Origin of the sequence: Pedobacter sp. PLR, from assembly GCF_026239675.1 — a bacterium.
GTDB lineage: Bacteria > Bacteroidota > Bacteroidia > Sphingobacteriales > Sphingobacteriaceae > Pedobacter.
Window position 1 is genome coordinate 155010 of sequence record NZ_JAPIVQ010000008.1, and the last position, 26758, is coordinate 181767.

Genomic DNA, 26758 nt, shown 5'->3' on the forward strand with positions numbered 1-26758 from the left:
TTATTTAATTGCACTGAATTTTGTATTGGTGATAAATTCCTGATCCGTAAGTGTATTCAGGAAGGTGATGATGGCTTTTCTTTCGGCTTTCGACATTGGAATACCAGGTTTTCCCTGGTTCTGAAAAAGGCTGACATCAGTAGTTAAAGATATCTTGATATCATACTGGTAATGATCCAATACCTCTTCCAGGGTTTTAAATCTTCCATCATGCATATAAGGAGCGCTTAGCAGGATATTTCTCAGCGATGGCGTTTTAAACTTCCCTAAATCGGAAGGGTTAAAACTCACTCTGAAATGCCCCTGATAAATCCCCTCTTTGTCGTCTGGAAAATGATCGTCAAGACCGTTATTATGGAAACTTTGATCTGTAAACAAGGCTCCGGAATGGCAGTTACCACACTTTTCAGCAACCAGGTTCATCCCAAGGCGTTCTTCTTCGTTCAGCACAGCTGATTTTTCCTGACGGATATACTGATCGTAAGCAGAATTGCCAGAGATCAAAGTCCGCTGAAATTGCGCCAGTGCTTTCACCACATCGGCAGACCTGATCTCTGATTTAAAAACCTGTTTAAACTGTTTCACATAATCCGGTATCGCCTTTAATTCTGCTTCCAGTTCATAAAGATCCTGGTGCATTTCCTCTTCACTGGTTAATGGCCCGAAAGCCTGGGATTCCAGATTTTTAGCCCCTCCATCCCAGAACAAACCCTGATCTGCCCATGCCAGGTTAAACAAAACCGGGGCATGTCGGCTCAGCTGTTTTCCGGAAAAACCCTGAGAACTTAAAGCCAGTCCATCCGAGAAAGCCAAATCCTGATGGTGGCAGGAAGCGCAGGAAATCCGGTTGTTGCCGGATAAGCGAACGTCGTAAAACAACTTCCTTCCCAGTTCAATTCCTTCTGCTGTTAACTGATTATCGGGCTGTTCTACTATTGCAGGAAAGTTTGCGGGCCGTAGTAATTCAACAGCATGTAAGTCATCCTCCGTCAAAACGGCTGGCACTTCCTTTTTACAGGAAATCAACAGCAGCGCGGTCAATACCAGCAAGCAGGCAGCCCGAAAACCCATCTGAAAGCCATAACCCGGCAAGCCGGAAATCCTGAAACCATAGACTGGAAAACGGGAAAACCGAAAGTAAGGGCCAGGTAAACCAGAAGAAAAAGAAACCAGGTTAGAACGCATGATCTTTTAGTTCACAGTTTTTACGGTAAATACTTTTGTACTGTAATTAACCGCCACAGCAGTCATTGTAGCACTTTGTGCTGCGCCTACTACCGGAGTAGTCATCACATCTATCCCCTCTAACGCTTTTGCCAGGTCTACATTTAAAGTAATTCCTGATGATTTTAACGCCGTAACTTTTAAAGTCTGCGGTAAATCCAGCACTACTGTCTTGTAGTTTACATTCAAACCGGTTTCAATTTTCAAGTTTTTTGAAGTCGGGCCCTCCGTTACTTTTCCTGTTGCGGAAGTAAAAATATAGCTGGTCAGCCACATCCAGGAAACATTGGTCATCCCGTTTAAAGGAGAGAGTTCGCCTGACAGTAAGCTGAGGTTATCATTGTATTTTGGATCTACCCCTACAGAGAATTTCAGCGTTTTATAATCCCCTGCTTTCAGGTCTTTCAACAGGATATTTTCTCTTTTAGTGGCTGGATAAATTGTTGTAGGAAGGTCGTTATTTACGCCTGCAAGGGAGATTACACCCGTTTCTTCCATTAAAAAATACGAGGCCGGGATTTTTACCTCTTCGCCATTGGTATTCACTAAAACAACGTTGCTGATCCAGTACCTGAATTTATTGAAGTTAAAAGTCTTTCCGGCTGTTGTAAAGTCGGTATTCAATGCAAAATCCTGATTTCCAAACCTTGCATCGAAAGTAAGGGTCGTTGTACCATTGCCTTCTACGGCATTAACAGGGTCTTTATCTTTTGAACAAGCGCTGAACAGCAATGCTGATAACGTAATTAGGGTAAGTATTTTTTTCATTTTATTTGAAATGGCATGGCCATAACCCTTCCGTTAAGCCGGAAGAGCGGCATTTTTTTTTGTAATTAATTGACAATTATTGGAAAACAGAGCTTGTTATGCGCTGACCAGGGTATGTATCATCCTGAGCAGAGGAAAGCCGTCATGTTTTTAAGAAAAAATGAAGCGTCTGCCGGGGGGCGGATGAGGAATCTCAGTACTGTGTTCAGGGAGATCAAAAGCAATTTCTAAAGGAAACTGAGCTTGCGCTACCGCAAAAGGAAGGACAGGCAAAGCAACCGACGTCAAAAAGAAAACATCCTGCGCATTTTTCTTTTGTGCATCTCTTTCTTGTTTCTTTTCTTTTTCCTCTGCCTGTTTCAGCTTTTTGCTCAGGTAACATTTTCCATTACAATGCATTGCCGGTTTATCTTTATTTTCACAAAGTACCGTCGCAATATATTGCTCATTCAGCTCAAAACCCGCATATACGAAGACCCTGCTGAACTGAGCCAGTAGCAAGGTGATCAATAAAACGACTGCGGTAAAGCGTTTGAACATGAGCTTATTTTTTATACTCTTTTAACAGGATATCCATATCGGTCATCAATTGCTTAACTTCCGCGTCCAGTGTCCCGTCATAAGCACCTCTGATGCGTTTTTCTTTGTCTACCAGCACCAGGTATCCCTGATGTATAAAACCACCGGGTGCTTTCTGATCTTCTTGTGCAGAAACCAGGTAATTGCGCGCTGCAAGGGCATAAATCTCGTCTCTGCTGCCCCATAAATATTCCCATTGTGTGCCTTTCACACCTAGTTTTTCTGCGTAAGCTTTCATTCTGGAAGGCGTATCATACTTCACATCAATGGTATGGGAGGCCAGTTTCACTTCGGGATTGCCTTTATACTTCTCATAAACCTTCATCAGGTTACGGTGCATCGTCGGACAAATCGTCGGACAGGAAGTAAAAAAGAAATCGGCCACATAGATCGCTCCATTGAAGTCTTTCTCCGTCACCACTACACTATCCTGATTAAAGAGTTTAAAGGCCGGAATCGTCCTGAAAACACTATCTATCACCGTCTTGCCATCAACCAGGCGCTCTGTCTGCTCCAATTGTAAAAAAGGCAATCTTTTTGGTTGTTCTTTACAACTAAAAAGAAACAACATAGCGCCAGCCAGGCCTGCTAAAATTAACCTCATTATTTCCTGAATTTACTGAAGTAATCCTCCGATGATTTAATCTCTTTTTTATACAGGCTGTCGACCGCCACAATCTTCGCTTTTTCCTTTTGGAAATAATGAATGGCTTCTTCATTTGATTTACCGGTGATATCCGGTTCAAATTTATGCATCCAATCATTCATACTATCTTCAGCAGCAGTCAGGTCTTTCAAAAGAGCAGTAATGGTTTCCTTTTCTTTTAGCGTATCAATCTCCGGATACTTTGTTTTCAAAACCGCCATATTTTGCTGTAACGTATCCAGTTTCATTTGATAGTTTACAATCGTACTATGGTCGCCCATCACAACATCATGAAATTTCATGACTGCATCGCGTTCTTTTTTATAATCTACAGGTTGCGTGCAGGCCACAGCAGTAATTGCCAGTAGCATTGCTCCAACTAATTTCTTCATCTTAAAATTTTTAATAATACCGGTATATAGGTCTTGATTTTCTAGTTTCATGACCCGGGAACAGACAGACCTATGCCTCTCCTTCCTAAGAAAAGAAAACTAAAAAAAGACCAGCATATGAAGCGCATCAAAAAACAGCGCATTCAAAAAGCAGACAGCTGATCTTAAAATCAGTCATCTATCATCTGTTGATTATCCGATAAATTGAGGAGGGTGGAAAATGGAGTTACGAATCGCCTGTGGCATTCCGGTAGAAACAGGAACGTGGCGTGTAATTTCCGCGAAAGGGTATTGTTTAAACACCAATGGCGTAACCACTAATGCGTCTTGAATTTGTGTTTTCTGTGCTTGTCTTTCCTGCTTTTGTTCCTTGTCTTGTGCTTGTTTTAACTTTTTCATTAAATAGCACTTCCCGTTACATTGCAATTGGGGTTTATCTTTATTCACACAGAGTTCAGCGGCGATATAGCGCTGATTCATTTCAAAGCCAGCAAATACAAAAGCATTGGCAAAGTTTAGGGTAAGTAAACTGAGCAAAAGCAATATGGCTGTTGGTTTGATAAACATCTGGCGCAAAGATAAGGAACAAATACGGGGATTTTACAAGGAAAAGCATAAAAAAAGCAGACCGGAGCCTGCTTTTCAATGGATTATTTTAATATTTTAATCGGTTTCTTGTGTTCGTCAATGGCTACAAATGAAAACTCTCCGGTAACCGCTTTTTCACGGTCTTCGGAGTACATCTGCTCCACATATATTTCGACTCTCACTTTTAAACTGGTATTTCCGATATGCGTAACGGTACCGATAAGCTCAACAATGGTTCCGGCAGGAATAGGCCTTTTAAAATCAATCCTGTCGCTGCTTACGGTCACCATGATCTGTCTGCTGAAACGTGTAGCGGTGATAAAAGCCACCTCGTCCATCATGTGCATGGCAGTTCCGCCAAATAAGGTGTCGTAGTGGTTGGTTGTATTAGGAAACACAGCTTTAAAAATCCGTGTCTCAGAAGCCTTAATTCTGTCTTCTACAGTAATGCTATCTTTAATGCTATCTTCTACTATCATTTAATTTTCTTTAATCGTTTCCCTTCGGGAGAAATACTATTTCCCTCTTAGTTTGCCCCATTTTAAATAGGTAGCACCCCATGAGAATCCAGCACCAAATGCGGTTAACAATAGTTTATCGCCGTATTTGAAATCGTCTTTAAAATCCCATAAAACCAATGGAATAGTTGCAGCAGTGGTATTTCCGTAACGCTCGATATTCACTTTTACCTGCGATTCCGTTAAACCCAATTGCTCTCCAACGGCCTGGATGATCCTTAGATTAGCCTGGTGAGGAATCAGATAGTTGATTTGTTTGATGTCCAGATCATTTGCTCTTAAGATTTCTCTGCAAGTATCTGTCATGCCCTGAATTGCTGCTTTAAACACCACACGACCATCCTGACGCACATAATGCAATTTCTGATCTAATGTTTCCTGAGTTGCAGGATATTTAGAGCCACCGGCAGTTACAATAAGGTTTTCCTTACCGCTACCATCAGTTCTGAAAAAACTATCAATTAATCCAACTTCTTCTTCTGTTTGTTCTAATAAAACTGCTCCGGCACCATCACCAAAAAGAATGCAGGTATTGCGGTCTTTATAGTTAATGATCGAACTGTTTTTATCGGCACCAATTACCACAACGCGTTTGCAACGGCCACTTTCAATCATACTTGCCCCTAAAGTCAATGCATAAAGAAAACCACTACAAGCGGCATTGGTATCGATACCCCAGGCATTTTTCAGGCCTGCTTTTTCACACACCATACTCCCTGTAGAAACCATCACATAGTCTGGAGTTGATGTAGATACAATCACACAGTCTATATCATCCGGATTTACATTCCCATTTTCCATTAACCTCAACAAGGCTATTGTAGCCATATCCGAAGTGGCCATATTCACATCGTTTGCTATTCTTCGCTCCCTGATCCCTGTTCTGGACACGATCCACTCTTCGTTGGTATCTACCATCGTTTCCAGATCATGGTTGCTCAAAACAGTTTCCGGAACATAACCACCAACTCCGGTTATCACCGCATTTTTACGTATTCTCATTCTGTGTGCTGTATCTATTGAAACAGGCAAGCATGCAACTTGCCTGTTATATTTTTTTTACAAAGTTACAGCTTCTTCAACATATTCCCGCAGTACTTTTGCAGCAGCGACCATTTCTATTAGTGCTTTTTTTGTTTCCTCCCAATGTCTGGTCTTCAAACCGCAATCCGGATTCACCCAAAGTTGGGCTGCAGGGATCACTGCGCGGGCTTTTTCAAGCAGAAAAACCATCTCTTCTTTGGAGGGAACTCTTGGCGAATGAATGTCATAAACCCCTGGTCCTATTTCATTTGGGTACTTAAAGTCTGCAAAAGCATCCAATAATTCCATCTGAGAACGCGAACATTCAATGGTGATGACATCGGCATCCATGTCAGCAATATTTTGAATGATGTCATTAAATTCAGAATAACACATATGTGTATGAATTTGTGTCTCATTTTCGACACCACTGGCCGAAATACGGAATGCACGTACCGCCCATTGCAAATAATCGGGCCAATCTGCCTTCCGCAGCGGCAATCCTTCGCGAATTGCAGGCTCATCAATCTGGATAATTTTTATGCCTGCGCGCTCTAAATCGACCACCTCATCTCTGATCGCCAATGCAATTTGCGTACAGGTTTCTGAGCGTGGCTGATCATTGCGGACAAAGGACCATTGTAGTATCGTTACCGGACCAGTCAACATCCCTTTCACCCATTTACTGGTTAGTGATTGAGCATAAGCCGACCATTTCACCGTCATCGGTTCCGGACGGTATACATCGCCATAAATGATTGGTGGTTTCACACATCTGCTGCCATAACTTTGAACCCAACCGTTTTTGCTGAACGTAAATCCTGCCAGTTGTTCTCCAAAATATTCAACCATGTCATTGCGTTCAAATTCGCCGTGTACCAACACATCTATCCCTGTTTTTTCCTGGAATAAAATGGTTTCTTTGGTTTCTTCAGCAATCAGATCATCGTATTCTTTCTGACTCAACAATCCTTTTTTATACTTCGCTCTCCAACTTCTTACTTCTGGAGTTTGTGGGAAGGAACCAATTGTGGTAGTCGGGAAGAAAGGTAATTTCAAGGCTTCCTTTTGTGCAATACTTCTTACCGCATAAGGCTCTGAACGGTGCTCATCCTGCTCGGTAATTCCTGCTACACGTTGTTTGACTGCAGTATTATGGATTAACGCAGAAGTTTTACGATTTTCATGTGCCTGGATATTACTTTCCAGCTCAGGCAATGCAAACGGGTCATTTTTAGTCAGTTGTCTCAGCGTCACCACTTCTGCTACTTTCTGTTTCGCAAAGGATAACCATTGCTTAATTTCAGGGGTTAAAACGGCATCATTGGTTTCCAGATCCAGGTCGCATGGCGAATGGATTAAAGAACAGGAAGGACTAATGATCAACCTGTTGGCGCCTAATTTTTCTTTGGCAAGCTCAATCAGTTTTAGTGAAGCCCGGAAATCATTCTTCCAGATATTACGGCCATCTACTACGCCTAAAGATAGTTTAAGTGAAGCAGGAATAGCCGCTAAAATACTTTCCAATTGTTCCGGGTTTCTCACCAAATCAACATGTAAGGCATGCACAGGTAGCGCCAGGGCCAGTTCAGTATTGTCTTTTAAGGCTTCAAAATAGGTAGTTACTAAGGTCTTAAGTTTAGGGAAAGCTTTCTTGATCTCTGCATATACATATTTGAAAGCCGCTTTATCCTTTTCCGTTAAATCTAAGGATAGGAATGGCTCATCAAACTGTACCCATTCTACCTGTTGTTCTTCCAGCTTTTTAAGCAGGTCGATATAGACCGGTAACAGGTTTTTAATCAGGTCAATTCTCTCAAAACCACTCTCTTTTTCTTTTCCAAGCAGTAAATAAGTCACCGGACCAATGATTACCGGTTTGGTTTTAATCCCTAGTCTTTTACTCTCATTATACTCATCTAATAATTTTGTAGAGAATAATTTAAACTGCTGGTCTTTGGTGAATTCAGGAACGATATAATGGTAATTGGTATCAAACCATTTGGTCATTTCCATGGCCGTAATGTCCAGACCGTCTTTCTGATAGCCTCTGGCCATTGCGAAATACAGGTCCAATTCTGAATTTTTAGAATTCAAAATCACCTCATGGTAACGTTTCGGAATCGCTCCTACGGTTAGCGACAGGTCTAATACCTGATCATAGAAGGAGAAATCATTAGAAGGAATCAGGTCAATTCCCTGTTCTTTTTGCAATTCCCAGTTCTGCTGGCGAATGTTTTTTCCTACTTGTACGAGGTTTTGAAGCGTACTCTTCCCTGCCCAAAATTGCTCACAGGCTTTTTTGAGTTCTCTGTTACTACCTATTCGCGGGTAGCCTGGATTGTTTGTTAGCATTGTCTTGCTTTTTAATTGATGAAAAGATCAGTTAAAAGTTCTTGTGCTGAAATCACAATGCTGACGAAAGAAGAATATGGAAAAACAAATGTATAGGCACAGGCATACCATAAAGGTATGTATGGGGTATACACCTACCTGACCCATGCTTCATCTCGCGAAAGCATTGTCAATTCGGTAAAGGCAGGTCTCCTGACTTGTAACATTTTTACCATCCTTCCCATTCCATTTCTGGAACAGTGGACATCCATGGGTAAAAACCTTTTTGTGTTACTTACAGTTGCGCGACAGTTCGTGATTTACACACGATTCCCTATTAATCTACAGCTAAGTAAAACCTCTTCCGGTTGATGATTGAAAAAATTAAAGAACTTATTAAAAACAAATGTAGCGAAAAATCTCTCTCCTGGTATATATTATGGGGCAATAGGCAATGAAAAACAGAATTTACTGCCTTCACCTAAGGCACTTTCCACCCAAATCTGCCCGCTTTCAGCTTCTATAAAATCTTTGGAAATCGCTAGTCCTAAACCAGATCCAGATTTATTATTGCCATCTGTAGGCACCTGAAAATACTTATCAAACAACCTTTTTTGGTATACTTCTTCAATTCCTTTTCCGAAATCACGGACTGAAAACTCAATATGATCTGCATTTTCTATGACCTGAATCACCACCTTAGATTTTTCAGCGCTATAACGAAGTGCATTGGAAAGGAAATTGACCAATACCCAGGCTGTCTTCTCTACATCTACATAGATTTTAGGCAAATTATTCCTGCTGATCAGCTCCAGTTCAATTGATTTCTGTTCTGCCTGAAAACGCACGGAATCCATCGCATAAATGGCAATCTTACGGGGGTCAGACTTCACGAAATTCAGCTGCAGATTTCCTGTTTCCACCTGCGCCAGGTCTAAAAGTTCGGAGGTAATTTTCAATAAGCGGCCACAATCTTCTTTGATGTGCTGTACCAGTTCTTTCTGCTCCACATTCATTGGCCCCACCCGCTCATCGTCCATTAGTTTCAAGCTCATTTTTATAGACGATATCGGAGTTTTCAGCTCATGAGACACCGTTGCGATGAAATTTGTTTTAGCTTCATCCAGTTCTTTAAACTTCGTGATATTTTTCAGAATATACACCTCACCTGCTGCTTTTGCGGTTTGTGACATGGCCACATCACCTTCCCCATCGTAGGAAGGAACTGTAATTTCTCTTCTTTCCAATTGAAAATAAGACTCTTTCTGATCGGCATAAATCTTCATCGGTTTTTCCGTTGGTTTATCCTGGAGAATGCGGTTCAGCAAGTCATTTCTTTTCATTAATTCCTGTGCATTTTTACCGATCACTTCCTGACCGTTCAGGTTTAATAGCTCAGCTGCTACTTTATTAAAAAACAGGATTTCCTTTTTCTCATTCAATCCGATAATTGCATCCTGCATCTGTTCAATAATCGCCTCAATTCTTCGCTTTTCAGATTGAATTTTGGAGAGGTTACTGTTTTCCCATTTATTCAATTCCTGAGTCATGGCATTAAAAGAAGCCGCCAGTTCAGAAAACTCATCTGTACCGTTAAATTCCAGCCGTTGTTTATAGTTTTTGCGACTAATTTCCCGGATGGCTTCGGAGAATTCTCTTAAAGGGTTGGCCACGAAACCAGGGAAATTTACAATGAAAGAAAACAGGATTAAGAAACAAATAGAAGCTGCAAAGATCACATACATCGCTGCTTTTTCTACCGCCTTTTGGGCTACATCATTTTTACGGACAATGGCCGCCATGTTCAATTGGTCAATCTCCTTTAATTCCGCACGTAATGCTGTCACAGCCTTGTGCACCTGTTCCTCAGTAGCCCCCGGCAGCAGCATTGCCTGATATGCTTTACGCAAACTGGAAACCGCAGCGCCTTCTCCTTTCTCCGTCACATTTTCACCTTCCATTGCCATGTAGCGATCAAACTGCTCTTTTGCAGCGCCATACAATGGCAAAGGGTGTTGATCCAACACCGCACGCATATTACTCGTATAGTTTAAGGTCTCATAATTATCCTTCAGAATCACCTTTGAGCTCAAGGAAATCTGATTCATGTAAAACAATGAAATTGCTCCAAAAAAGATCACCACAACGAATAGGAATCCGAATCCGAGGCGAAGTTTGGTTTTTATTTTCATGACTTTATTTTGTTATTTAAGAATGGTGTGCTGATTAGGTTATCCTGATGTATTTTATTGGTCTTCTGCGCTGAAATCGATTCGTCTTTTCTCCATTTAAGACAAAATGACAAGATCGGTTTCCGTAGTAGAGATATGCTTTAAAAGTTGATTAAATATTGCCGTTCGCCATACGATTTGGAAAAGGTTCAAATGCGGTTTTCCGATACAGATCGTCGTCACTTCTTTTTCATCTGCAATTCTCATAATCGTTTGGGTAACCTCATCACTCTTCACCTTGATCACCTCTGCACCCAGTTCTGTGGCTAGCTTTAGGTTATTAATCAAATGTCGCTGCAAATCTAACTTAATTCTGTTACCACTTTCGCTGCTATTCTGTACGTACAATACAATCCAGGGGGAATTATAATAAGAAGCCAACCTTGCCGTTTTTCGAATCACTGTTTTCGCTGTCTCATGGTTACTCGATATACAGGCCAAAAAGCGCTCCGGTCTTAATTTTATTTGCTTAGGAATTTCTATACTTATTTTTCTTTCCAGACGATGCGCTACCTCTTTCAAGGCCATTTCCCGCAACTGCAAGATCTTATCCGACTGAAAGAAGTTCCCTAAAGCTCTGGCAATCTTCGTCTCATCATATATTTTTCCTGATTTTAAACGATCAATCAATTCATCCGCTGTCAAATCGATATTAACAACCTCGTCTGCAAACTCTAAAATTTTATCCGGAATCCGTTCGTTAATAGCTACACCGGTTATCTTTTCAATTTCGGCATTCATACTTTCCAGATGCTGGATATTTACTGCCGAGATTACACTAATTCCTGCTTCTAAAATATCGACCACATCCTGCCAGCGCTTGGTATTTTTACTGCCCTCTACATTGGTATGTGCGAGTTCATCAACAATGACCACTTCCGGATGAATATTTAAGATCGACTGAAGGTCCATCTCTTCCAGTTCTTTGCCTTTATAAAAGATTTTGCGTCTGGGAATGATAGGAATCCCCTCCAGGAGAGCATGTGTTTCAGCCCGATTGTGTGTTTCGATATAGCCGATCTGCAGGTCCAATCCATTTTTTAACAAAGCATGAGCTTCTTGTAGCATCCGATAGGTTTTTCCTACCCCTGCACTCATGCCGATGTAAACCTTAAATTTCCCCCTGCGGGAACGCTTTACCAGGTCTATAAAATCTTTTACTGTGCTCGACTTGTTATCGTCCATCTTTGCTTACCATTTAATAATCACGTACGCCTGATCTATCAAATACCACAATACCATCACCAGTAGCAAAGCAACACTTAGCACTGGTATAAGTTTAACAGTAGTGGTATTGTAATTTCTTTTTTTCATGAATATCCGTATTAATTACGCTTTTTTTTCTTAAAACACATTCATCATTTTGAAATCACCACAAATCTCCGGACAGGGGAAATCCGGCGCTTTTGGGAAACAAAATGATGAAAGTGTTCTTTTTATTTAGAATGATTTAGAAAGCAACCGCAATACTTGCTGTTACTGCTGCATTGTAATTCACAGCACTTGCTTTACGCATAAATATCTTGTCTTTGCTGTCGTAAAGTTTTCCTTCCAATCTAACTACTGCATTCGTTACCGGTGCATAATCAAGATTTAAAGAATAACCGGTCGTTTTAAATCCTTCTGATGTTCCTGTAGCGATTAACATTCCGTTTCTATCCTCATAATACTCTACCCTTCCAGCTACTGCCCAATTTGAGTTGAAGCGGTACTGAGCGATAGCTACCGGAGAAAGCACTTCATTTTTCGCGGATTTCCCTTTCTCTTTTTGTTGTGTCCCATAGTCTAATCCAAGTGTTAAACCAAAATGTTCTGTTACCTGAAAAATGCCATAAACATTGTGGTAAAAACGACGTACACGTACCGAATCTGCACCTTCTGTTCCTAAATAATTGCTATAATTTACCGTGATTTTTTCCGTAGGCTTCCAGGTTAACTGTACACCACCGGCAGGCTGAGAATTTGCATCCTGACGGGTAATCCTCTGCCATCCATTCAGATAAAGCACTGATGCACTGAACTTCCCATCTGCTGTTCCGTAACTGATTTTAGCACCTGTCTCAAAATACGGTGTATTTTCAGAAGAGATATTCCTGGTGAGTACCCAGCAATCTTTTGATACGGCACTTTCAAAACCAATATGTGAAGAAAACACACCTGCATCGATCCATAAGTTCTGAGTTTTTGAAAGTTTAATACCGGCATTTGCTTCATAAATATTCTTCAATACACCTGGTTCGGCGGCTAAATTGGCATTGGCATAAGAGCCGGCCATAATGGCCATATTCGCACGAACTGCACCATTGTCGTAATTTGCTTTAATAAAGCCTAAATTCAGATTCACTTCATTGCTCCGGTTATGGGAATAAATAAAACCAGGTCTGTTGTTGTTTGATGGCTTATTGAAATCATAACCATAAGAAGTTTCTACATAACCTGTGACCTTAATCTTTGATTCTTCCTGACCGTAAGTACAAAGGGCAGTGCCTAATACAGCTGATAATGTTAAAAATTTTTTCATTGAAATATATTTGTTTTTTATCTGTTTTGAAGCGATCATCAGTCTATTCATCATGTTTGTGAGTAGTATGCTGATGATGCTTTCATTTTTAATTGAATTTTTCTTCCCTCTCATGCTGCCAAACCTTCTGGTTTGGCAAACGCGATTCGTTTAGGCAGCACAATCGGGCGGGATACTTATTTCTTTAACTCATCAAGGGCAACATTTAATTTGAGCACATTAACTTTTGAGGGACCAAACAGACCGAACAAAGGCCCTTCTGTATTTTTCACCACCAACTCCGCAACAACTCTGTCGCTAAGTTTGCGGTAAGCCGCTACTCTTTTGATCTGCATAATGGCCGCAGTTTCCGAGATATCAGGGTCTAATCCACTTCCGGAAGCGGTAACCATATCCGCAGGGATATCTGCTTTTTTCAAATAAGGGTGGTATTTTAACAGGGTATCGATTCTTTCTGACACCTGTTTTAAGTAATCCGCATTCGTTGCTCCTTTATTGGAACCTCCGGAACCTGCCGCATTGTAGGCTACTGCCGATGGACGGCCCCAGAAATATTCTGGTTTAGTAAAGGACTGACCGATTAAAGCATAACCCACTACTTTACCGTTTTTAGTGACTTTTTCTCCACTTCCTTCACCAGGACTGAATTTCCCGATAAAAGCAACGGTAACCGGATAAATGATACACAGCAGTACCATCAGTACGCCGGTTAATCTTAGTGATTGTATGATGTATTTTTTCATGACAATTTATATTTATATTATTTTTTTTGCGATCCTTTAAAAGCGACGGTTAAGCCATTAAGGAGATCACCATATCGATTAATTTTATTCCGATAAATGGAGCAATGACCCCACCTATTCCGTAAATCAGCAAGTTGCGACGTAGTAATGCACTGGCTCCAATCGGCTTATAAGACACCCCACGCAGGGCTACCGGTATCAGCAAAGGAATTACGATTGCATTAAATATCACGGCTGATAAGATGGCCGTTTCCGGACTGTGCAGGTTCATGATGTTCAGACTACGTAAAGCAGGAATCGACACGATAAACAAAGCCGGTACGATGGCAAAATATTTCGCCACATCATTGGCAATAGAGAAAGTGGTTAAAGTACCTCTGGTGATCAGCAATTGCTTACCAATTTCTACGATCTCGATCAGTTTGGTCGGGTCGTTGTCCAGATCCACCATGTTACCAGCCTCTTTTGCAGCCTGAGTACCACTGTTCATGGCCACACCCACATCGGCTTGTGCCAGTGCCGGCGCATCGTTGGTACCGTCACCCATCATCGCAACCAGCTTACCAAGCGCTTGTTCTTCTTTGATATAGTTCATTTTATCTTCAGGCTTCGCCTCCGCAATAAAATCATCTACACCTGCTTTTTGTGCAATAAACTTAGCGGTTAATGGATTATCACCGGTCACCATTACAGTTTTCACGCCCATCTTACGAAGACGTTCGAAACGCTCGCTGATGCCTGGTTTAATGATATCCTGCAACTCAATCACCCCCAATGCCTGCTCATTTTCTGAAACGACAAGCGGCGTACCGCCATTACTGGCAATTCTTTTCACCTGTTCTTCAATGTCCATTGGGAAAGGATTTCCCGCAGCAAGCACAATGTTTCTAATCGAGTCAAAAGCACCTTTTCTGATGCGTCTGCCATCCTGAGTATCTAAACCACTGGACCTGGTTTCTGCGGTAAATTTGATGAACTTTGAACCTTCAGGGGCAGTACTGATCAGTTTGGCATCCTGTGCAGCAGCCAGTTCAATAATCGACTTTCCTTCCGGCGTTTCATCCGCAAGAGAACTCAATACGCAGGCATCAGTAAATCTTTTAATGATGATCCCGGCGGTTGGATAAAAGTGCGTTGCTTTACGGTTACCGATAGTGATCGTTCCTGTTTTATCTAACAACAATACGTCAATATCACCTGCTGTCTCTACTGCTTTTCCTGATTTAGTGATCACATTGGCTCTTAAAGCCCTGTCCATTCCGGCAATACCGATGGCCGACAATAAACCGCCAATCGTAGTTGGAATCAGGCATACAAAAAGTGCAATGAACGATGCAATAGTAATCGGTGTATTCGAGTAATCAGCGAATGGTTTCAGCGTGATACATACAATGATAAACACCAGGGTAAAACCGGCTAATAAAATTGTCAATGCGATTTCATTCGGGGTTTTCTGACGGGAAGCACCTTCCACCAAAGCGATCATTTTATCGAGAAAGCTTTCGCCCGGAGCGGTACTCACCTGTACTTTAATATGGTCAGACAGTACTTTAGTCCCACCGGTTACCGAAGACTTATCGCCACCGGATTCCCTGATTACCGGAGCAGACTCCCCTGTAATTGCCGACTCATCGATAGTCGCAATACCCGAAATAATCTCTCCGTCTGTTGGGATCGTATCTCCGGTTTCACAGAAAAACACGTCTCCTTTTTTCAATTGATTAGAAGAGCGGATTTCAATAGTGCCATCGCTCAACACGACCTTTGCAGGGGTTTCTTCCCTGGTTTTACGTAAGCTATCGGCCTGAGCCTTACCTCTTGCTTCGGCAATTGCCTCCGCGAAGTTGGCAAACAGAACAGTTAGCAGCAATACGATAAACACCACAAAGTTATATCCGAAAGAACCCTGACTGGAATTACTGATGGAATAGATGGTGACACACAGCATCACAAATGTTCCAATCTCTACGGTAAACATTACCGGATTGCGGATCATCAAACGCGGATCAAGTTTGATAAACGATTGCCTTAATGCAGTATTCACTAAAGCAGGTTCAAATAATATGTTGGATTTATTTTTCATTGGGATCTTATTGTTTTTCAATGGTAATGAAGCTATCGTTGATGGTTTCATTGGGATCTTATTGTTTTTCAATGGTAATGAAGCTATCGTTGATGGTTTCATTACCATATTTTTGTTTTTTATGGATTACCTAATACTGTTACCTATTTGATCATGCTGAAATGTTCAGCCAATGGACCAAGCGTTAGCGCCGGGAAAAAGGCAAGTGCAGCGATAATGACGATCACCACAAAAGTCATCACACCGAAGGTTAACGTATCTGTTTTTAAGGTACCTGCGGATTCAGGAATATATTTCTTCGAAGCCAGTAATCCTGCGATAGCCACCGGACCGATGATCGGAAGGAAACGTCCAAGAAGTAACACAAAACCTGTCATCACATTCCAGAAGATGTTATTATCCCCTAAACCTTCAAAGCCAGATCCATTGTTTGCTGCTGCCGAAGTGGTTTCATACAACATTTCAGAGAAGCCATGGAAACCAGGATTATTCAGCCAGTTTGCCGGTTTCACCACCCAGTCCGCATCCGGAAAATTAGTGACCGTATAAGCCGCAAGCGCGGTACCTACCAGGATAATAAATGGGTGTAAAAGCGCGATGATGGAAGCAATTTTAACTTCTCTTGCCTCTACTTTATGTCCCAGGAATTCTGGTGTTCTACCCACCATCAATCCGGAAATGAATACTGCAATGATGATAAAGATGAAGTAGTTTAAGATCCCGACCCCACAGCCTCCGTAGAAGCAGTTCATCATCATGGCAATCAATTGATACATGCCGGTTAAAGGCATCGCACTATCGTGCATCGAGTTGATCGAACCGGTAGAAATAATGGTTGTTACCGTACTCCAGTAAGCGGTTGCCGTTGGTCCGAAGCGAACTTCCTTCCCTTCCATGGCCCCTGTGAGCTGACTGACCCCCATTTTTGCAATATTTGGACTACCTCCCGTTTCAGAGATGACGGTTGGAACGAGCAATAACATCATCCCCAAAGTCATAATTCCGAAGATCACCCATGCCATTTTCCTTCTGCGGATAAAGTATCCGAAAGCGAAGACCATTGCGATTGGAATGATCACCTGTGAAATCACTTCTACCATATTGGTGAGATAGTTTGGGTTTTCCAATGGATGCGCGCCATTGACCCCAAACCAACCTCCACCATTTGTTCCTAAATGTTTAATAGCTACAAAACCTGCCGCCGGACCACGGGAAACATTCACCGTATCCCCTTGAAGTGAGACAAACTGGTCTTTACCTTCATAACTTGTAGTCGTTCCGTTAAAAGCAAGGATCGTTGCAACAACTATAGAAAGTGGCAACAATAAGCGGGTAATGGAACGGGTAAAGAATACCCAGAAGTTACCAAGATTAGTGGTTGTTTTGTCTCTGAATGCTTTAAACAGCACTACCGCAGCAGCAATACCTGTTGCAGCACTCACAAATTGTAAGAACATAAATACAAAATGCTGTGTGAAATAGGTTGCGCCGGTTTCACCTGAATAGTGTTGCAGGTTACAGTTCACCACAAAACTAATGATGCTGTTAAAGGCAAGATCCGGTGACTGGCCAAGGTTACCATCTGGATTTAAAGGCAGCTTATCCTGATAAATCAGTGCAAAAAATCCATAAACCAACCAGACCATATTGATCATTAACAGCGCTTTCATGTGCTGCTTCCAGTTCATGGATTCTTCAGGGTTAATCCCTGATAATTTATAGATTCCTTTTTCAAGGGGTTTTAGAAAGTCAGTCCAGACTTTCTCCCCTGCAAACATCTTTGCCAGATAGATACCCAAAGGTATTCCGATCAGCAAGGTTAGGGCGTAGGTGGCAATAATACCTAGTAATTCAGTGTTCATAACTTTAATTAAAATTTTTCGGGTTTAATCAGCACGTATACCATGTAGATAAATACTGCGATTGCGATAAGAAATAATGCGATCATAATTTTTAGATTTTTTCGAACCAGTCGATGGATTTGTAGAATACCCAGACCATAAGGAGCAGGGCAAGAAGTAATTCGATTGTTAACATATGTTGGTTTGTTTTAGTACCCCTATGCCAATCCATATACCAAAACCGGAGTTAACTCTACAAACCGCTGATTTACAGTCAGCAAACCGTGTTTTTAGAGATTTGGAAAAATCAGTAACAAAAAAACCCTTCCATTTTGGAAGGGTTTTTTATCATTATGAATGGTTGCTGGTTTCAGTCTTAGCTGATTTTATACTCTTCCATTTTACGGTATAGGGTGGTTAAACCGATCCCAAGGAGCCTGGCGGCTTCCGTTTTATTACCTCTGGTATGTTTTAACACTTTATTAATGTGCTGTTTTTCTATCACCTGCATTTTCATAGAATCCTCTTCCTGGGCTTCCGCATGAAACTCATAAGGCAACAGGTTGGCCGTAGCGATGTTTCCATCCGCGAGTATGACTACCCTTTCCATCACGTTTTTTAATTCCCGGATATTCCCCTTCCAGACATGCTTCATCAGCAGATCGGAAAAACTATCGTCCATCGTAAAATCGGGTTTATTCACTTTTGCGGAGAATTCCTTTAAGTAATGCTTAGCGATCATCATGATATCCGTTTTCCGCTGCGCGAGATTTGGCAATTCAATAGAAAACACGGAAAGCCGGTAATAAAGGTCTAATCTAAACCTACCCGCATCGGCTTCTTCCTTAAGACTCCTGTTGGTGGCAGCAATAATTCTGACATTCACTTTGCTCGTCTGCGTATCCCCCAATTTGATAAAGGTTTGATTTTCCAGCACCCTCAAAAGTTTGGCCTGTAAATCCAGATTCATCTCTCCGATTTCATCTAAGAATAAGGTACCTTCATGGGCTTCTTCCAGCAAACCTCTTTTATCTTTGTTGGCTCCGGTAAATGCACCTTGTTTATAACCAAACAGTTCGCTTTCCAGCAGTTCCGGATTAAATCCGCTACAGTTGAGCGCGACAAAAGGTTTGTTTTTTCTGGGGCTTTCGTAATGAATTGCTTGTGCAAATACTTCCTTTCCGGTACCTGTTTCGCCGAGTAAAAGTACGGTTGTATCTGTACCCGCTACTTTTTGAGCCAGGTCCAGCGCTTCTTTCATGGCTTTTGACTGCCCGAGAATGGTACTAAAGCTATATTTTTTGCTGATTTTATTTTCCAGCTCATACACCCTTCTTTGAAGCTTCACTTTATCCATGGCTTTATAGACCAATGGAATGATCTTATCATTGTCATCACCTTTGGTGATGTAATCAAAAGCACCGTTCCTCATGGCCATGACGCCATCAGAAATGGTTCCATGTGCGGTAAGGTTAATGACTTCTACATAGGGCTTGATCTTTTTGATCTCTTTTACCAGTTCAACACCGTTGATATCCGGTAGTTTCACATCGCTGATTACGACATTCACATCCTGCATGGCGAGGGTTTTCAATCCTTCCTTTCCGGTGTTTGCCTGAAACACTTTAAATCCTTCCAGCTCTATAATCCTTGCCAGAAGGCTACAGATTTTTTTCTCGTCATCTATGATTAGGACGGTGTCTTGCATATCGTTAATTTCAACAATTATAATAATTATCTGACACAAGTAAGTTTTTCTTCCGGTCATGGTTGCTAAATAATTTCTCCAGCATCCAGATGTAAGTTACAATTCCGGCTCTGATTTCTTCTACATAGATGAATTCATCGGCCGTATGGGACCTGGCGGAGTCCCCAGGACCCATTTTTAAGGAGGGAACATCCAGCCAGCCCTGATCGGAACTTGTTGGAGAGCAATAAGTTGTTTTTCCAATTTCTCTACCTGCCCTCACTAATGGATGATTGCCATCAATAAAAGAAGGTTTCATGATGTTGGGCCTGACTTTTATCTGGCAGGTCGTATGGTTTTGAATGGTGGTTAATATTTCTTTTGGCGTATAGCTGTGGGTAAAACGAATATCTACGGTAAAGTCACACTCTCCGGGCACAATGTTATGCTGCAAACCGGCATGTACTTCCGTTACCGTCATCTTAACCGGGCTTAGCAAATCACCTTCGATAGGGAAAATAAAATCTGAGAACCACTGGATATCCACCAGGGCCTTATAAATGGCATTGTCGCCCTCTTCCCTTGCGGCATGGCCCGGTTTTCCGAAGCTGGTACAATCCAATACCATCGATCCTTTTTCTGCCACTGCCATTTCCATTTGTGTAGGTTCTCCTACGATGGCAAAACCGATATTATGAAGCTCGGGAAGGATGCTTTTCAATCCATGCTCTCCGGAAGTCTCTTCTTCGGCTGTTGCCGCCAGACAGAGGTTGTAAGGCAGGTTTTCAAATTCATGAAAATGCAGGAAGGTAGCGATCAGGGAGACCAGGCAGCCACCGGCATCGTTACTTCCCAAACCATAAAGTTTTCCTTCCTGGATAAAAGGAAGAAAAGGATTGAAATTATAGGCTTTCGTTGGCCGTACCGTATCGTGGTGCGAATTTAATAGCAAGGTAGGTTTTGCGGGATCAAAGTTCTTGTTATAGCACCAGATATTATTGCGCTTGCGAAAAGTGAAAACATCATGATGGTGCAGGAAAGATTCAATCAGATCGGCAGTATCATTTTCTTCGCCACTAAAAGAAGGTGTGGCAATTAGTTTTTTTAACAGTTGAAGCGGGTCTTCGCTTAAAGTATAGAGGTCTGGCATCTGGCCTGATTTGTTTTCTGAATGGGTATTCATAGCTAGGAATGTTTTGTGCTCGAAAAATATCGTTGATAAGATTCTGGTGATAACTGTAATTGCTGTTCTTGTTTTACCTTTTCCGGATCAAACAGCATGGCGGTACACAAGCAGTTGCATTTTTTCTTACCCTCCAGAACTTTGTAATTGACACAGCTTTTACAGCCTTCCCAAAAGTTGGGGTCATGGGTAATCTCTGCAAAAGTGACCGGTTCGAACCCCAGTTGTGTGTTCATCTTCATGATGGCCATGCCAGAGGTAATACTGAATACTTTTGCCTGAGGGAACCTTCTTCTGGAAATCCTGAAAATCCGCTCCTTAATGGCTCTGGCTACGCCGGACTTTCTGAATTTCGGGGAAACAATCAATCCGGAGTTAGCAATAAACTGGTCATTTTCCCAGGTTTCAAAATAAGCAAAACCGACCCAGTCTCCGTTACTGGTGACCGCAATCACGGCTTTTTCGTCCCTCATTTTCTGCGCCAGCGATTCCGGCGTTCTTTTTGAGATACCCGATCCACGGGCAATAGCAGAGGATTCTGTTTCCTGAATTATTTCATCTACGTATTTTATATCATTTATGGTAGCAATACGCACAAAGATCATTGGATTTTCCATTAGTATTCTAATTTTACCAGAGCCCTGTTCAAATGGGATGCCTAAGCAGGAAAAATCAACGAAAGCGGCTTTTAGCGTTGATTAAGACGGGAATATTAATTTCATGACGTTGTTGTGGCAATAGTAGACCTTACCAAAATGAAAGGGTTAATTTCATTTTAGTTACCTTTACCGAAATTCAATAGTTAAAAAATTATGAAGCTAAACTTTTCCCTTCCCACTTCGTTTCTATTTGCGCTCGCTCTCTTCGTTTCTTCCTGTCAGGACAGTAAAAAACTACCCATTTTAGGCCCCAGAGAAGCGGTGACTGTTAAAAATCCGGATGGTTCAATGGGTGTGGATACGGTTTACAAGAGCATTCCTGCTTTTAGTTTCCTGAATCAGGATAGCATTTTGATCACGAACGATACGTTCAAAGACAAAATTTATATCGCTGATTTCTTCTTTACCTCATGTACTACAATTTGTCCGACGATGCACAGGAATATGAAAACTATTTTTGAGCAGTATAAAGAAAATCCGGAAGTGATGTTCCTTTCCCATACGATCGACTTTAAATATGATACCCCTTCAGTATTAAAAAAATACGCACAAAAGTTAGGTGTTGATGGCCCGAAATGGCAATTTGCATACGGATCAAAAGATAGCGTCTATAAAATCGCTGAAAAGGATTATCTGGTAGCCGTAATGGAAGACAGCACCAACAGAGATGGTTATATTCACCAGGGATGGTTGATGTTAATCGACAAGAATAAACGTTTGCGTGGTGCTTATGATGGTACTGACGACAAACAGGTAGCACAGCTGATGAAAGATGTGGCCATTTTACTTGCTGAAGATAAAAAATAACCATGCGCAAACTCATCATCGCAATTCCTGTACTCCTCACGTTCATCATGATGATTTACTCCTGCCAAAGTGCAGATCAGGTAAAACAAGACATGTATTATACCAACGGAAGAGATTACTATATTAAATATTGTCAAAACTGCCATGGGGCTAAAGGCGAAGGCTTAGGTGCCCTTGCTCCACCGCTTACAGATACTGTATTTCTAAAAGAAAATAGAAATAAGCTTGCTTGTTACATTAAAAACGGAATGAGCGAAGCCATAACTATTCATGGAAAGAAGTATGAAGAGAAAATGCCCGATTTTCAGACACTGGCCAATATAGACATTGCAAGGATTGTGGTATACATCACCAATTCTTTTGGAAATAAACAAGGCATGTATACCGCAGAGCAAGCTGCCGAAGACCTCAAAAAATGTAAATAGGTATTTAGGCCTCCGGGCGTAATTCCAGTCTCTCTTATTTTTAAATGGCTGAACTTCTGATTTTTATTCAGAAGCTCAGCCATTTTCTTTTTGAGCCGAATCTCAGCAGCTGTCTGTCTTCCTGGTATAATCAAATACTGATCAGAAACCGAAGCGGTTAACTTTTAATTAACCTACAAACACCCCGTATTGTTTCGCTGAATTTCCTTGCTATACACTTGCTTTCCTTTTGCTCTTCTTTTGCTCAGGTAAAACAAGAGCAAAAGGAAAGCAAAACAAGAGCAAAACAAGAGCAAAACAGATAGCGGATTCTACATGGTTTTATTACGGTCGAAATAGGAGCAAATCAGGGTATTAATCTGTGAGGATTCTCTGTTTATAAAAACAGATTCCTACACTATCCTCCTTTTTTTCTAAAAAAAAGTCAATTCAACAAGGAAACGACTATTTCTACAGATACTTCTTTTATTTCCTAATTAAACATACGAAAAGTTGGACGGGAATTCACTAAAGCTGAGCTGGCTAAAACACCGGGTGTAGATTGCCGAAGAACAGATTTCCTCAGCAACCTCCGGTGGTACTCCGGCAATAGAACAACCTATATGATAAAAAACTTATGGTGCAAATTCTTATGCACTCAGTGATGATCTGATCTCAAAAATTCTAAAAGACTTCCCTTATACCAAATAAACGCCGTTTTTTTATATCTTTGTCGCACAAAAAATGCAAGCTGTTCTATCGCTGCGATTTATCGGAGAGGAAAGTCCGGGCAACACAGAGCATCCCGCTTCCTAACGGGAAGAGGCTTAGGGGTGAATACCTGAGTTATGGAAAGTGCCGCAGAAAACATACCGCCGATGGCTTTTTAAGCACAGGTAAGGTTGAAAACGTGAGGTAAGAGCTCACGAGTATTCCGGGCAACCGGATTGCTGGTAAACCCCGGGAGTTGAAAGACCAAATAGGCTAACGCATGTAGGGCTGCTCGTCCGATGTTAGCGGGTAGGTCGTTAGAGATAAATGGCGACATTTATAGTGGATTAATGGTAGAAACTCTGAGCAATCAGTTTACAGAACCCGGCTTACAGGCTTGCATTTTTTTGTTAATCTCAAAAAAGTTTTATCCTGCCGAATAAATTACGGAACCGCTGTATCATCAGCGTAAAAAGTAATTTTATTCAAATGAAAATAATATATTCGTATTCCTATTAAAATTGATGAGCAATACCTATGGCAAAATTATTAATAATTGATGATGAACGCGCAATAAGGAGCACACTTCGTGAGATCCTCGAGTATGAAAATTACGAAGTAGAAGATATTGATAATGGTGTTGACGGTTTAGATCTGATTAAGAAAAAGAAATTTGATCTGGTTTTATGCGACATTAAGATGAATAAAATGGACGGAATGGAAGTGCTGGAACAAGCACAGGCCTACAGTCCGGATCTTCCTTTTATCATGATCTCTGGCCACGGAACAGTGGAGACTGCGATTGAAGCCAGTAAAAAAGGAGCCTTTGACTTTATCTCTAAACCACCAGATTTAAACAGATTATTAATCACTGTAAGAAATGCGCTGGACAGAGGAACTTTAGTAACAGAAACTAAAGTATTAAAGAGAAAAGCCAGCAAAACAAGAGATATACTTGGTAGTTCTGATAGCATTGGAAAAATCAAAGAAACTATTGAGCGCGTTGCCCCTACTGATGCCCGTGTATTAATTACTGGTGCCAATGGTAGTGGTAAAGAACTTGTTGCACGCTGGTTACATGAAAAATCTAACCGTGCGGACAACCCTTTAATAGAGGTCAACTGTGCAGCTATCCCTTCCGAACTGATCGAGAGTGAACTTTTTGGACATGAGAAAGGATCTTTTACTTCTGCTGTAAAACAGCGTATTGGTAAATTTGAGCTGGCCAATGGCGGAACTTTATTTCTGGATGAGATTGGCGACATGAGCCTTTCTGCTCAGGCTAAAGTATTGCGTGCTTTACAAGAGCACAAAATCAGTCGTGTGGGTGGTGAAAAAGAACTGGAAGTGAACGTAAGAGTACTTGCAGCAACCAATAAAGATCTTTTAAAAGAAATTGAAGATGGTAATTTCCGTATGGATTTATACCACCGCTTAAACGTGATCAATATCCATGTACCTCATTTAACTGAGCGTATTGAAGACATTCCGGAGATCGCACAGCACTTCCTTGAAGAAATCTGCAAAGAGTACGGCATGCCGGTTAAAAAGATCGGTGATGCGGCTATGGCAGCCTTACAGGCTTTACCATGGACCGGAAACGTGCGTGAGTTACACAATATGATCGAGCGTTTAATTATCCTGAGTGATAAAGCCATTACAGAACAAGACGTAGCCGCTTTTGCAAACCCTGGTGGGGGAACAAATATCGGTGCTGCACATGCCACTTCTGCTGGTCAGCAGGCCGCACGTACGGTAAGTCAGAACTATGACAGCTTTAGTAACTTCCAGGATTATAAAGATCATGCTGAAAAGGAATTTATCAAGTTCAAACTAGAGAAAAACAACTGGAACGTGTCGAAGACAGCCGACGACATCGATATTCAGCGTAGTCACCTTTACAGCAAAATTGAGAAATTCGGATTAAAGAGAACTGCAGAATAAGCCTTAAAAAGCAATATAAGCATTCGTGTTAAGTAAAAAGCCAGCTCCTGTTATAGGAAGCTGGCTTTTTGTTATTCCATGTAATCAGCCTGTCGGGCTAATAATTTCCGGTATTTATTAAAGATGGTGGTTTTAGAAACGAAGCCAAGATACCTGCCTTCTTCTGTCAATACAGGCAATGCCCAGACATTCTCTTTCTCCATCTTCTGCATCACAATTCTCATCGGATCATTGATATGGACGGTATCAGGAGCTTCCACGATTAAATCGTTGGCGGTTGCTTCCAGGTGATCCACATGGTTAATTCCTTTTTTCAGCAGTTCTTCTAAATAGATGATGCCTTTAAAGCTATGGTCTTCTTCGGCAACCACTGGAAAAACACTCCTTTTAGATTGCAGAATCTCTGTTAGGCGGTCAGCAATCAAATCATCCTGAATTAAAACCAGGTAATCTTTTTCCACCAGGTACCTCAATTTCATCATATTCAATACTGTGGAGTCTTTGTCTTCATAAGAAAGCAACTCTCCTTTTTCAGCGAGCGGTTTGGTATAGATTGAGTATTTATTTTTACTGCGGTTGATCAGGTAAGAAATGGCTGAAACAATCATCAGCGGCACCATTAACACATAACCACCGGTAATTTCAGCGATCAGGAAGATTCCGGTCAGCGGCGCATGCATGATGGCGCTTAAAGAACCTGCCATTCCGGCTACAATAAAGTTGGCCACATTGAGCTGTGCAATACCCAGGGTATTCACCGTAAAAGCAAGCATAAAGCCCATCAATCCACCCATAATTAAGCTGGGCGCAAAGATTCCTCCGTTTCCACCGGCACTTAAGGTAATCAGCGTTGCCGCAGATTTAGCAAAAAGTGTGGCCAAAGTAAAGATCAACACCAACCATGGCAGGTGGCTGTATTCAGAGAAGATACTGTTGCTAACGACTACAGAATAGTTTCCACCCAACAGGTTTTTGATCGTAATGTATCCCTCTCCGTATAAAGTAGGGAATAGAAACACCAGTAAACCTAACATTAATCCACCTAAAACCACCTTTTTATAAGGGTGTTGAACCTTGTAGAATGAGCTTTTTATAAAAGCACTTACTTTGGTGAAATAGATGGAGAAGAAACCGATGAACACAGCAAGGATCACATAGTAAATCAAGGCTTCCATTTTCCAACCTTCAGTCACCAGGAAGAACAGCTGTTCATTGTAAAACAACCTTGCCACTACCGCTGCCGTAGCCGAAGCCAGCAACAAAGGGATAAAGGCCGGAATACTGAATTCAGGGAGCAGAATTTCTACGGCGAACACAATCCCTGCAATCGGACTGTTAAAGGCACCTGCGATTCCCGCAGCGGCTCCACAAGCCAAAAGCATGGTCGTTTCCTTATAGGACAGGCCCAGGAAACGGCCAACTACAGATCCGATACCGGCACCACTGGTTACAATGGGCGCTTCCAGACCTGTAGAACCACCAAAGCCTACCGTTAAGGCGGCAGTGATGATTTGGGAGTAAATATTATGCGGTTCTACCTTACTTGATTTTCTGGAGATGGTGTACAGCAAAGGGGTCAATCCGGTTTCAAACTTCCCTCTTCTAATGAAACGCCGGACATACATGACCGACAACAAGATCCCGATAAAGGGAAAAAAGAAGAAGAGGTAATATTTGTACTCCCAGTGAAACCCTGTTTGCAGGAAATCCTCGATATGGTGCGTGATGGTTTTTAGCAAGGATGCTGCAAGTCCGGCAAGGACCCCAACAATCAAAGCGGCGATTACCAAAAAGTTCCTGTTTGAGATTTTAGTCTTCCGGTATTGGTTAATTCTGTCTACATAATTTACCATCCGTACATACATATCTTAC

The 26758-nt window shown here is 41.6% G+C and carries 24 protein-coding genes, 1 other RNA gene and 1 riboswitch; of the genes, 4 read left to right on the forward strand and 21 right to left on the reverse strand.

Annotated features, from left to right (window positions below; all coding sequences use genetic code 11):
• From OQX61_RS19885 to OQX61_RS19980, 20 genes are all read right to left on the reverse strand, one after another.
• Nucleotides 1–1185 (reverse strand): cytochrome c peroxidase, encoded by a 1185-nt coding sequence (locus tag OQX61_RS19885; protein WP_265843558.1) that lies wholly within the window; start codon nucleotides 1183–1185, stop codon nucleotides 1–3.
• A gap of 6 nt (nucleotides 1186–1191) precedes the next feature.
• Nucleotides 1192–1992 carry an MbnP family protein gene (locus OQX61_RS19890; protein WP_265843559.1) on the reverse strand — a complete coding sequence of 267 codons (801 nt, stop codon included), beginning with the start codon at nucleotides 1990–1992 and terminating at the stop codon, nucleotides 1192–1194.
• Nucleotides 1993–2142: 150 nt separating this feature from the next.
• Nucleotides 2143–2532, reverse strand: coding sequence for a hypothetical protein (locus tag OQX61_RS19895; protein ID WP_265843560.1), 390 nt, complete (start codon nucleotides 2530–2532; stop codon nucleotides 2143–2145).
• A 4-nt stretch (nucleotides 2533–2536) separates the two neighbouring features.
• Nucleotides 2537–3175 (reverse strand): SCO family protein, encoded by a 639-nt coding sequence (locus tag OQX61_RS19900; RefSeq protein WP_265843561.1) that lies wholly within the window; start codon nucleotides 3173–3175, stop codon nucleotides 2537–2539.
• Complete coding sequence (locus OQX61_RS19905; RefSeq protein WP_265843562.1) at nucleotides 3175–3609, reverse strand: hypothetical protein; 435 nt, start codon at nucleotides 3607–3609, stop codon at nucleotides 3175–3177. The genes OQX61_RS19900 and OQX61_RS19905 overlap by 1 nt, the downstream gene beginning before the upstream one ends.
• A gap of 192 nt (nucleotides 3610–3801) precedes the next feature.
• On the reverse strand, nucleotides 3802–4176 hold the full coding sequence (locus tag OQX61_RS19910; protein ID WP_265843563.1) for a hypothetical protein: 375 nt from the start codon (nucleotides 4174–4176) through the stop codon (nucleotides 3802–3804).
• Nucleotides 4177–4259: 83 nt separating this feature from the next.
• On the reverse strand, nucleotides 4260–4646 hold the full coding sequence (locus tag OQX61_RS19915; protein ID WP_182959797.1) for an acyl-CoA thioesterase: 387 nt from the start codon (nucleotides 4644–4646) through the stop codon (nucleotides 4260–4262).
• A gap of 66 nt (nucleotides 4647–4712) precedes the next feature.
• A complete protein-coding gene (locus OQX61_RS19920; RefSeq protein WP_265843564.1) occupies nucleotides 4713–5717 on the reverse strand; it encodes a beta-ketoacyl-ACP synthase III in 1005 nt (334 codons plus the stop codon).
• A gap of 57 nt (nucleotides 5718–5774) precedes the next feature.
• The gene (metE, locus tag OQX61_RS19925; RefSeq protein WP_265843565.1) at nucleotides 5775–8093 is read right to left on the reverse strand and encodes a 5-methyltetrahydropteroyltriglutamate--homocysteine S-methyltransferase; all 2319 of its coding nucleotides are present in this window, start codon (nucleotides 8091–8093) and stop codon (nucleotides 5775–5777) included.
• Nucleotides 8094–8257: 164 nt separating this feature from the next.
• Nucleotides 8258–8450, reverse strand: a riboswitch (cobalamin riboswitch).
• A 59-nt stretch (nucleotides 8451–8509) separates the two neighbouring features.
• Complete coding sequence (locus OQX61_RS19930) at nucleotides 8510–10264, reverse strand: ATP-binding protein (RefSeq protein WP_265843566.1); 1755 nt, start codon at nucleotides 10262–10264, stop codon at nucleotides 8510–8512.
• 96 nt (nucleotides 10265–10360) lie between these two features.
• Nucleotides 10361–11488 carry a universal stress protein gene (locus tag OQX61_RS19935; protein ID WP_265843567.1) on the reverse strand — a complete coding sequence of 376 codons (1128 nt, stop codon included), beginning with the start codon at nucleotides 11486–11488 and terminating at the stop codon, nucleotides 10361–10363.
• Nucleotides 11489–11494: 6 nt separating this feature from the next.
• Nucleotides 11495–11617 (reverse strand): hypothetical protein, encoded by a 123-nt coding sequence (locus OQX61_RS19940; RefSeq protein WP_265843568.1) that lies wholly within the window; start codon nucleotides 11615–11617, stop codon nucleotides 11495–11497.
• Nucleotides 11618–11753: 136 nt separating this feature from the next.
• Nucleotides 11754–12824: a porin gene (locus OQX61_RS19945; protein ID WP_265843569.1), complete on the reverse strand. Its 1071-nt coding sequence runs from the start codon at nucleotides 12822–12824 to the stop codon at nucleotides 11754–11756.
• 176 nt (nucleotides 12825–13000) lie between these two features.
• Nucleotides 13001–13567: a K(+)-transporting ATPase subunit C gene (locus OQX61_RS19950; RefSeq protein WP_265843570.1), complete on the reverse strand. Its 567-nt coding sequence runs from the start codon at nucleotides 13565–13567 to the stop codon at nucleotides 13001–13003.
• Nucleotides 13568–13616: 49 nt separating this feature from the next.
• The gene (gene kdpB, locus OQX61_RS19955; RefSeq protein WP_265843671.1) at nucleotides 13617–15650 is read right to left on the reverse strand and encodes a potassium-transporting ATPase subunit KdpB; all 2034 of its coding nucleotides are present in this window, start codon (nucleotides 15648–15650) and stop codon (nucleotides 13617–13619) included.
• Between the two features lie 143 nt (nucleotides 15651–15793).
• The gene (gene kdpA, locus OQX61_RS19960) at nucleotides 15794–17512 is read right to left on the reverse strand and encodes a potassium-transporting ATPase subunit KdpA (RefSeq protein WP_265843571.1); all 1719 of its coding nucleotides are present in this window, start codon (nucleotides 17510–17512) and stop codon (nucleotides 15794–15796) included.
• 8 nt (nucleotides 17513–17520) lie between these two features.
• Nucleotides 17521–17598 carry a potassium-transporting ATPase subunit F gene (locus OQX61_RS19965; RefSeq protein WP_073235656.1) on the reverse strand — a complete coding sequence of 26 codons (78 nt, stop codon included), beginning with the start codon at nucleotides 17596–17598 and terminating at the stop codon, nucleotides 17521–17523.
• A gap of 269 nt (nucleotides 17599–17867) precedes the next feature.
• Nucleotides 17868–19199: a sigma-54 dependent transcriptional regulator gene (locus tag OQX61_RS19970; RefSeq protein ID WP_265843573.1), complete on the reverse strand. Its 1332-nt coding sequence runs from the start codon at nucleotides 19197–19199 to the stop codon at nucleotides 17868–17870.
• Between the two features lie 10 nt (nucleotides 19200–19209).
• On the reverse strand, nucleotides 19210–20361 hold the full coding sequence (locus OQX61_RS19975; protein ID WP_265843574.1) for a M20 family metallo-hydrolase: 1152 nt from the start codon (nucleotides 20359–20361) through the stop codon (nucleotides 19210–19212).
• Nucleotides 20362–20363: 2 nt separating this feature from the next.
• Nucleotides 20364–20978: a GNAT family N-acetyltransferase gene (locus OQX61_RS19980; protein ID WP_265843575.1), complete on the reverse strand. Its 615-nt coding sequence runs from the start codon at nucleotides 20976–20978 to the stop codon at nucleotides 20364–20366.
• Nucleotides 20979–21173: 195 nt separating this feature from the next.
• On the opposite strand from OQX61_RS19980, the gene OQX61_RS19985 reads away from it, so the two are divergent.
• The 4 genes from OQX61_RS19985 (at nucleotide 21174) to OQX61_RS20000 (ending at nucleotide 24886) form a co-directional block, all read left to right on the forward strand.
• Nucleotides 21174–21827: an SCO family protein gene (locus OQX61_RS19985; RefSeq protein ID WP_265843576.1), complete on the forward strand. Its 654-nt coding sequence runs from the start codon at nucleotides 21174–21176 to the stop codon at nucleotides 21825–21827.
• A gap of 2 nt (nucleotides 21828–21829) precedes the next feature.
• A complete protein-coding gene (locus tag OQX61_RS19990) occupies nucleotides 21830–22252 on the forward strand; it encodes a cytochrome c (protein ID WP_265843577.1) in 423 nt (140 codons plus the stop codon).
• A 722-nt stretch (nucleotides 22253–22974) separates the two neighbouring features.
• Nucleotides 22975–23350, forward strand: an RNA gene (gene rnpB, locus OQX61_RS19995) — RNase P RNA component class A.
• Between the two features lie 129 nt (nucleotides 23351–23479).
• On the forward strand, nucleotides 23480–24886 hold the full coding sequence (locus OQX61_RS20000; protein ID WP_265843578.1) for a sigma-54 dependent transcriptional regulator: 1407 nt from the start codon (nucleotides 23480–23482) through the stop codon (nucleotides 24884–24886).
• Between the two features lie 71 nt (nucleotides 24887–24957).
• Here the strand turns inward: OQX61_RS20000 and OQX61_RS20005 are convergent, their stop codons facing one another.
• Entirely contained in the window at nucleotides 24958–26751 is a 1794-nt protein-coding gene (locus OQX61_RS20005; RefSeq protein WP_265843579.1) for a chloride channel protein, read from the reverse strand.
• Between the last annotated feature and the right edge of the window lie 7 nt (nucleotides 26752–26758).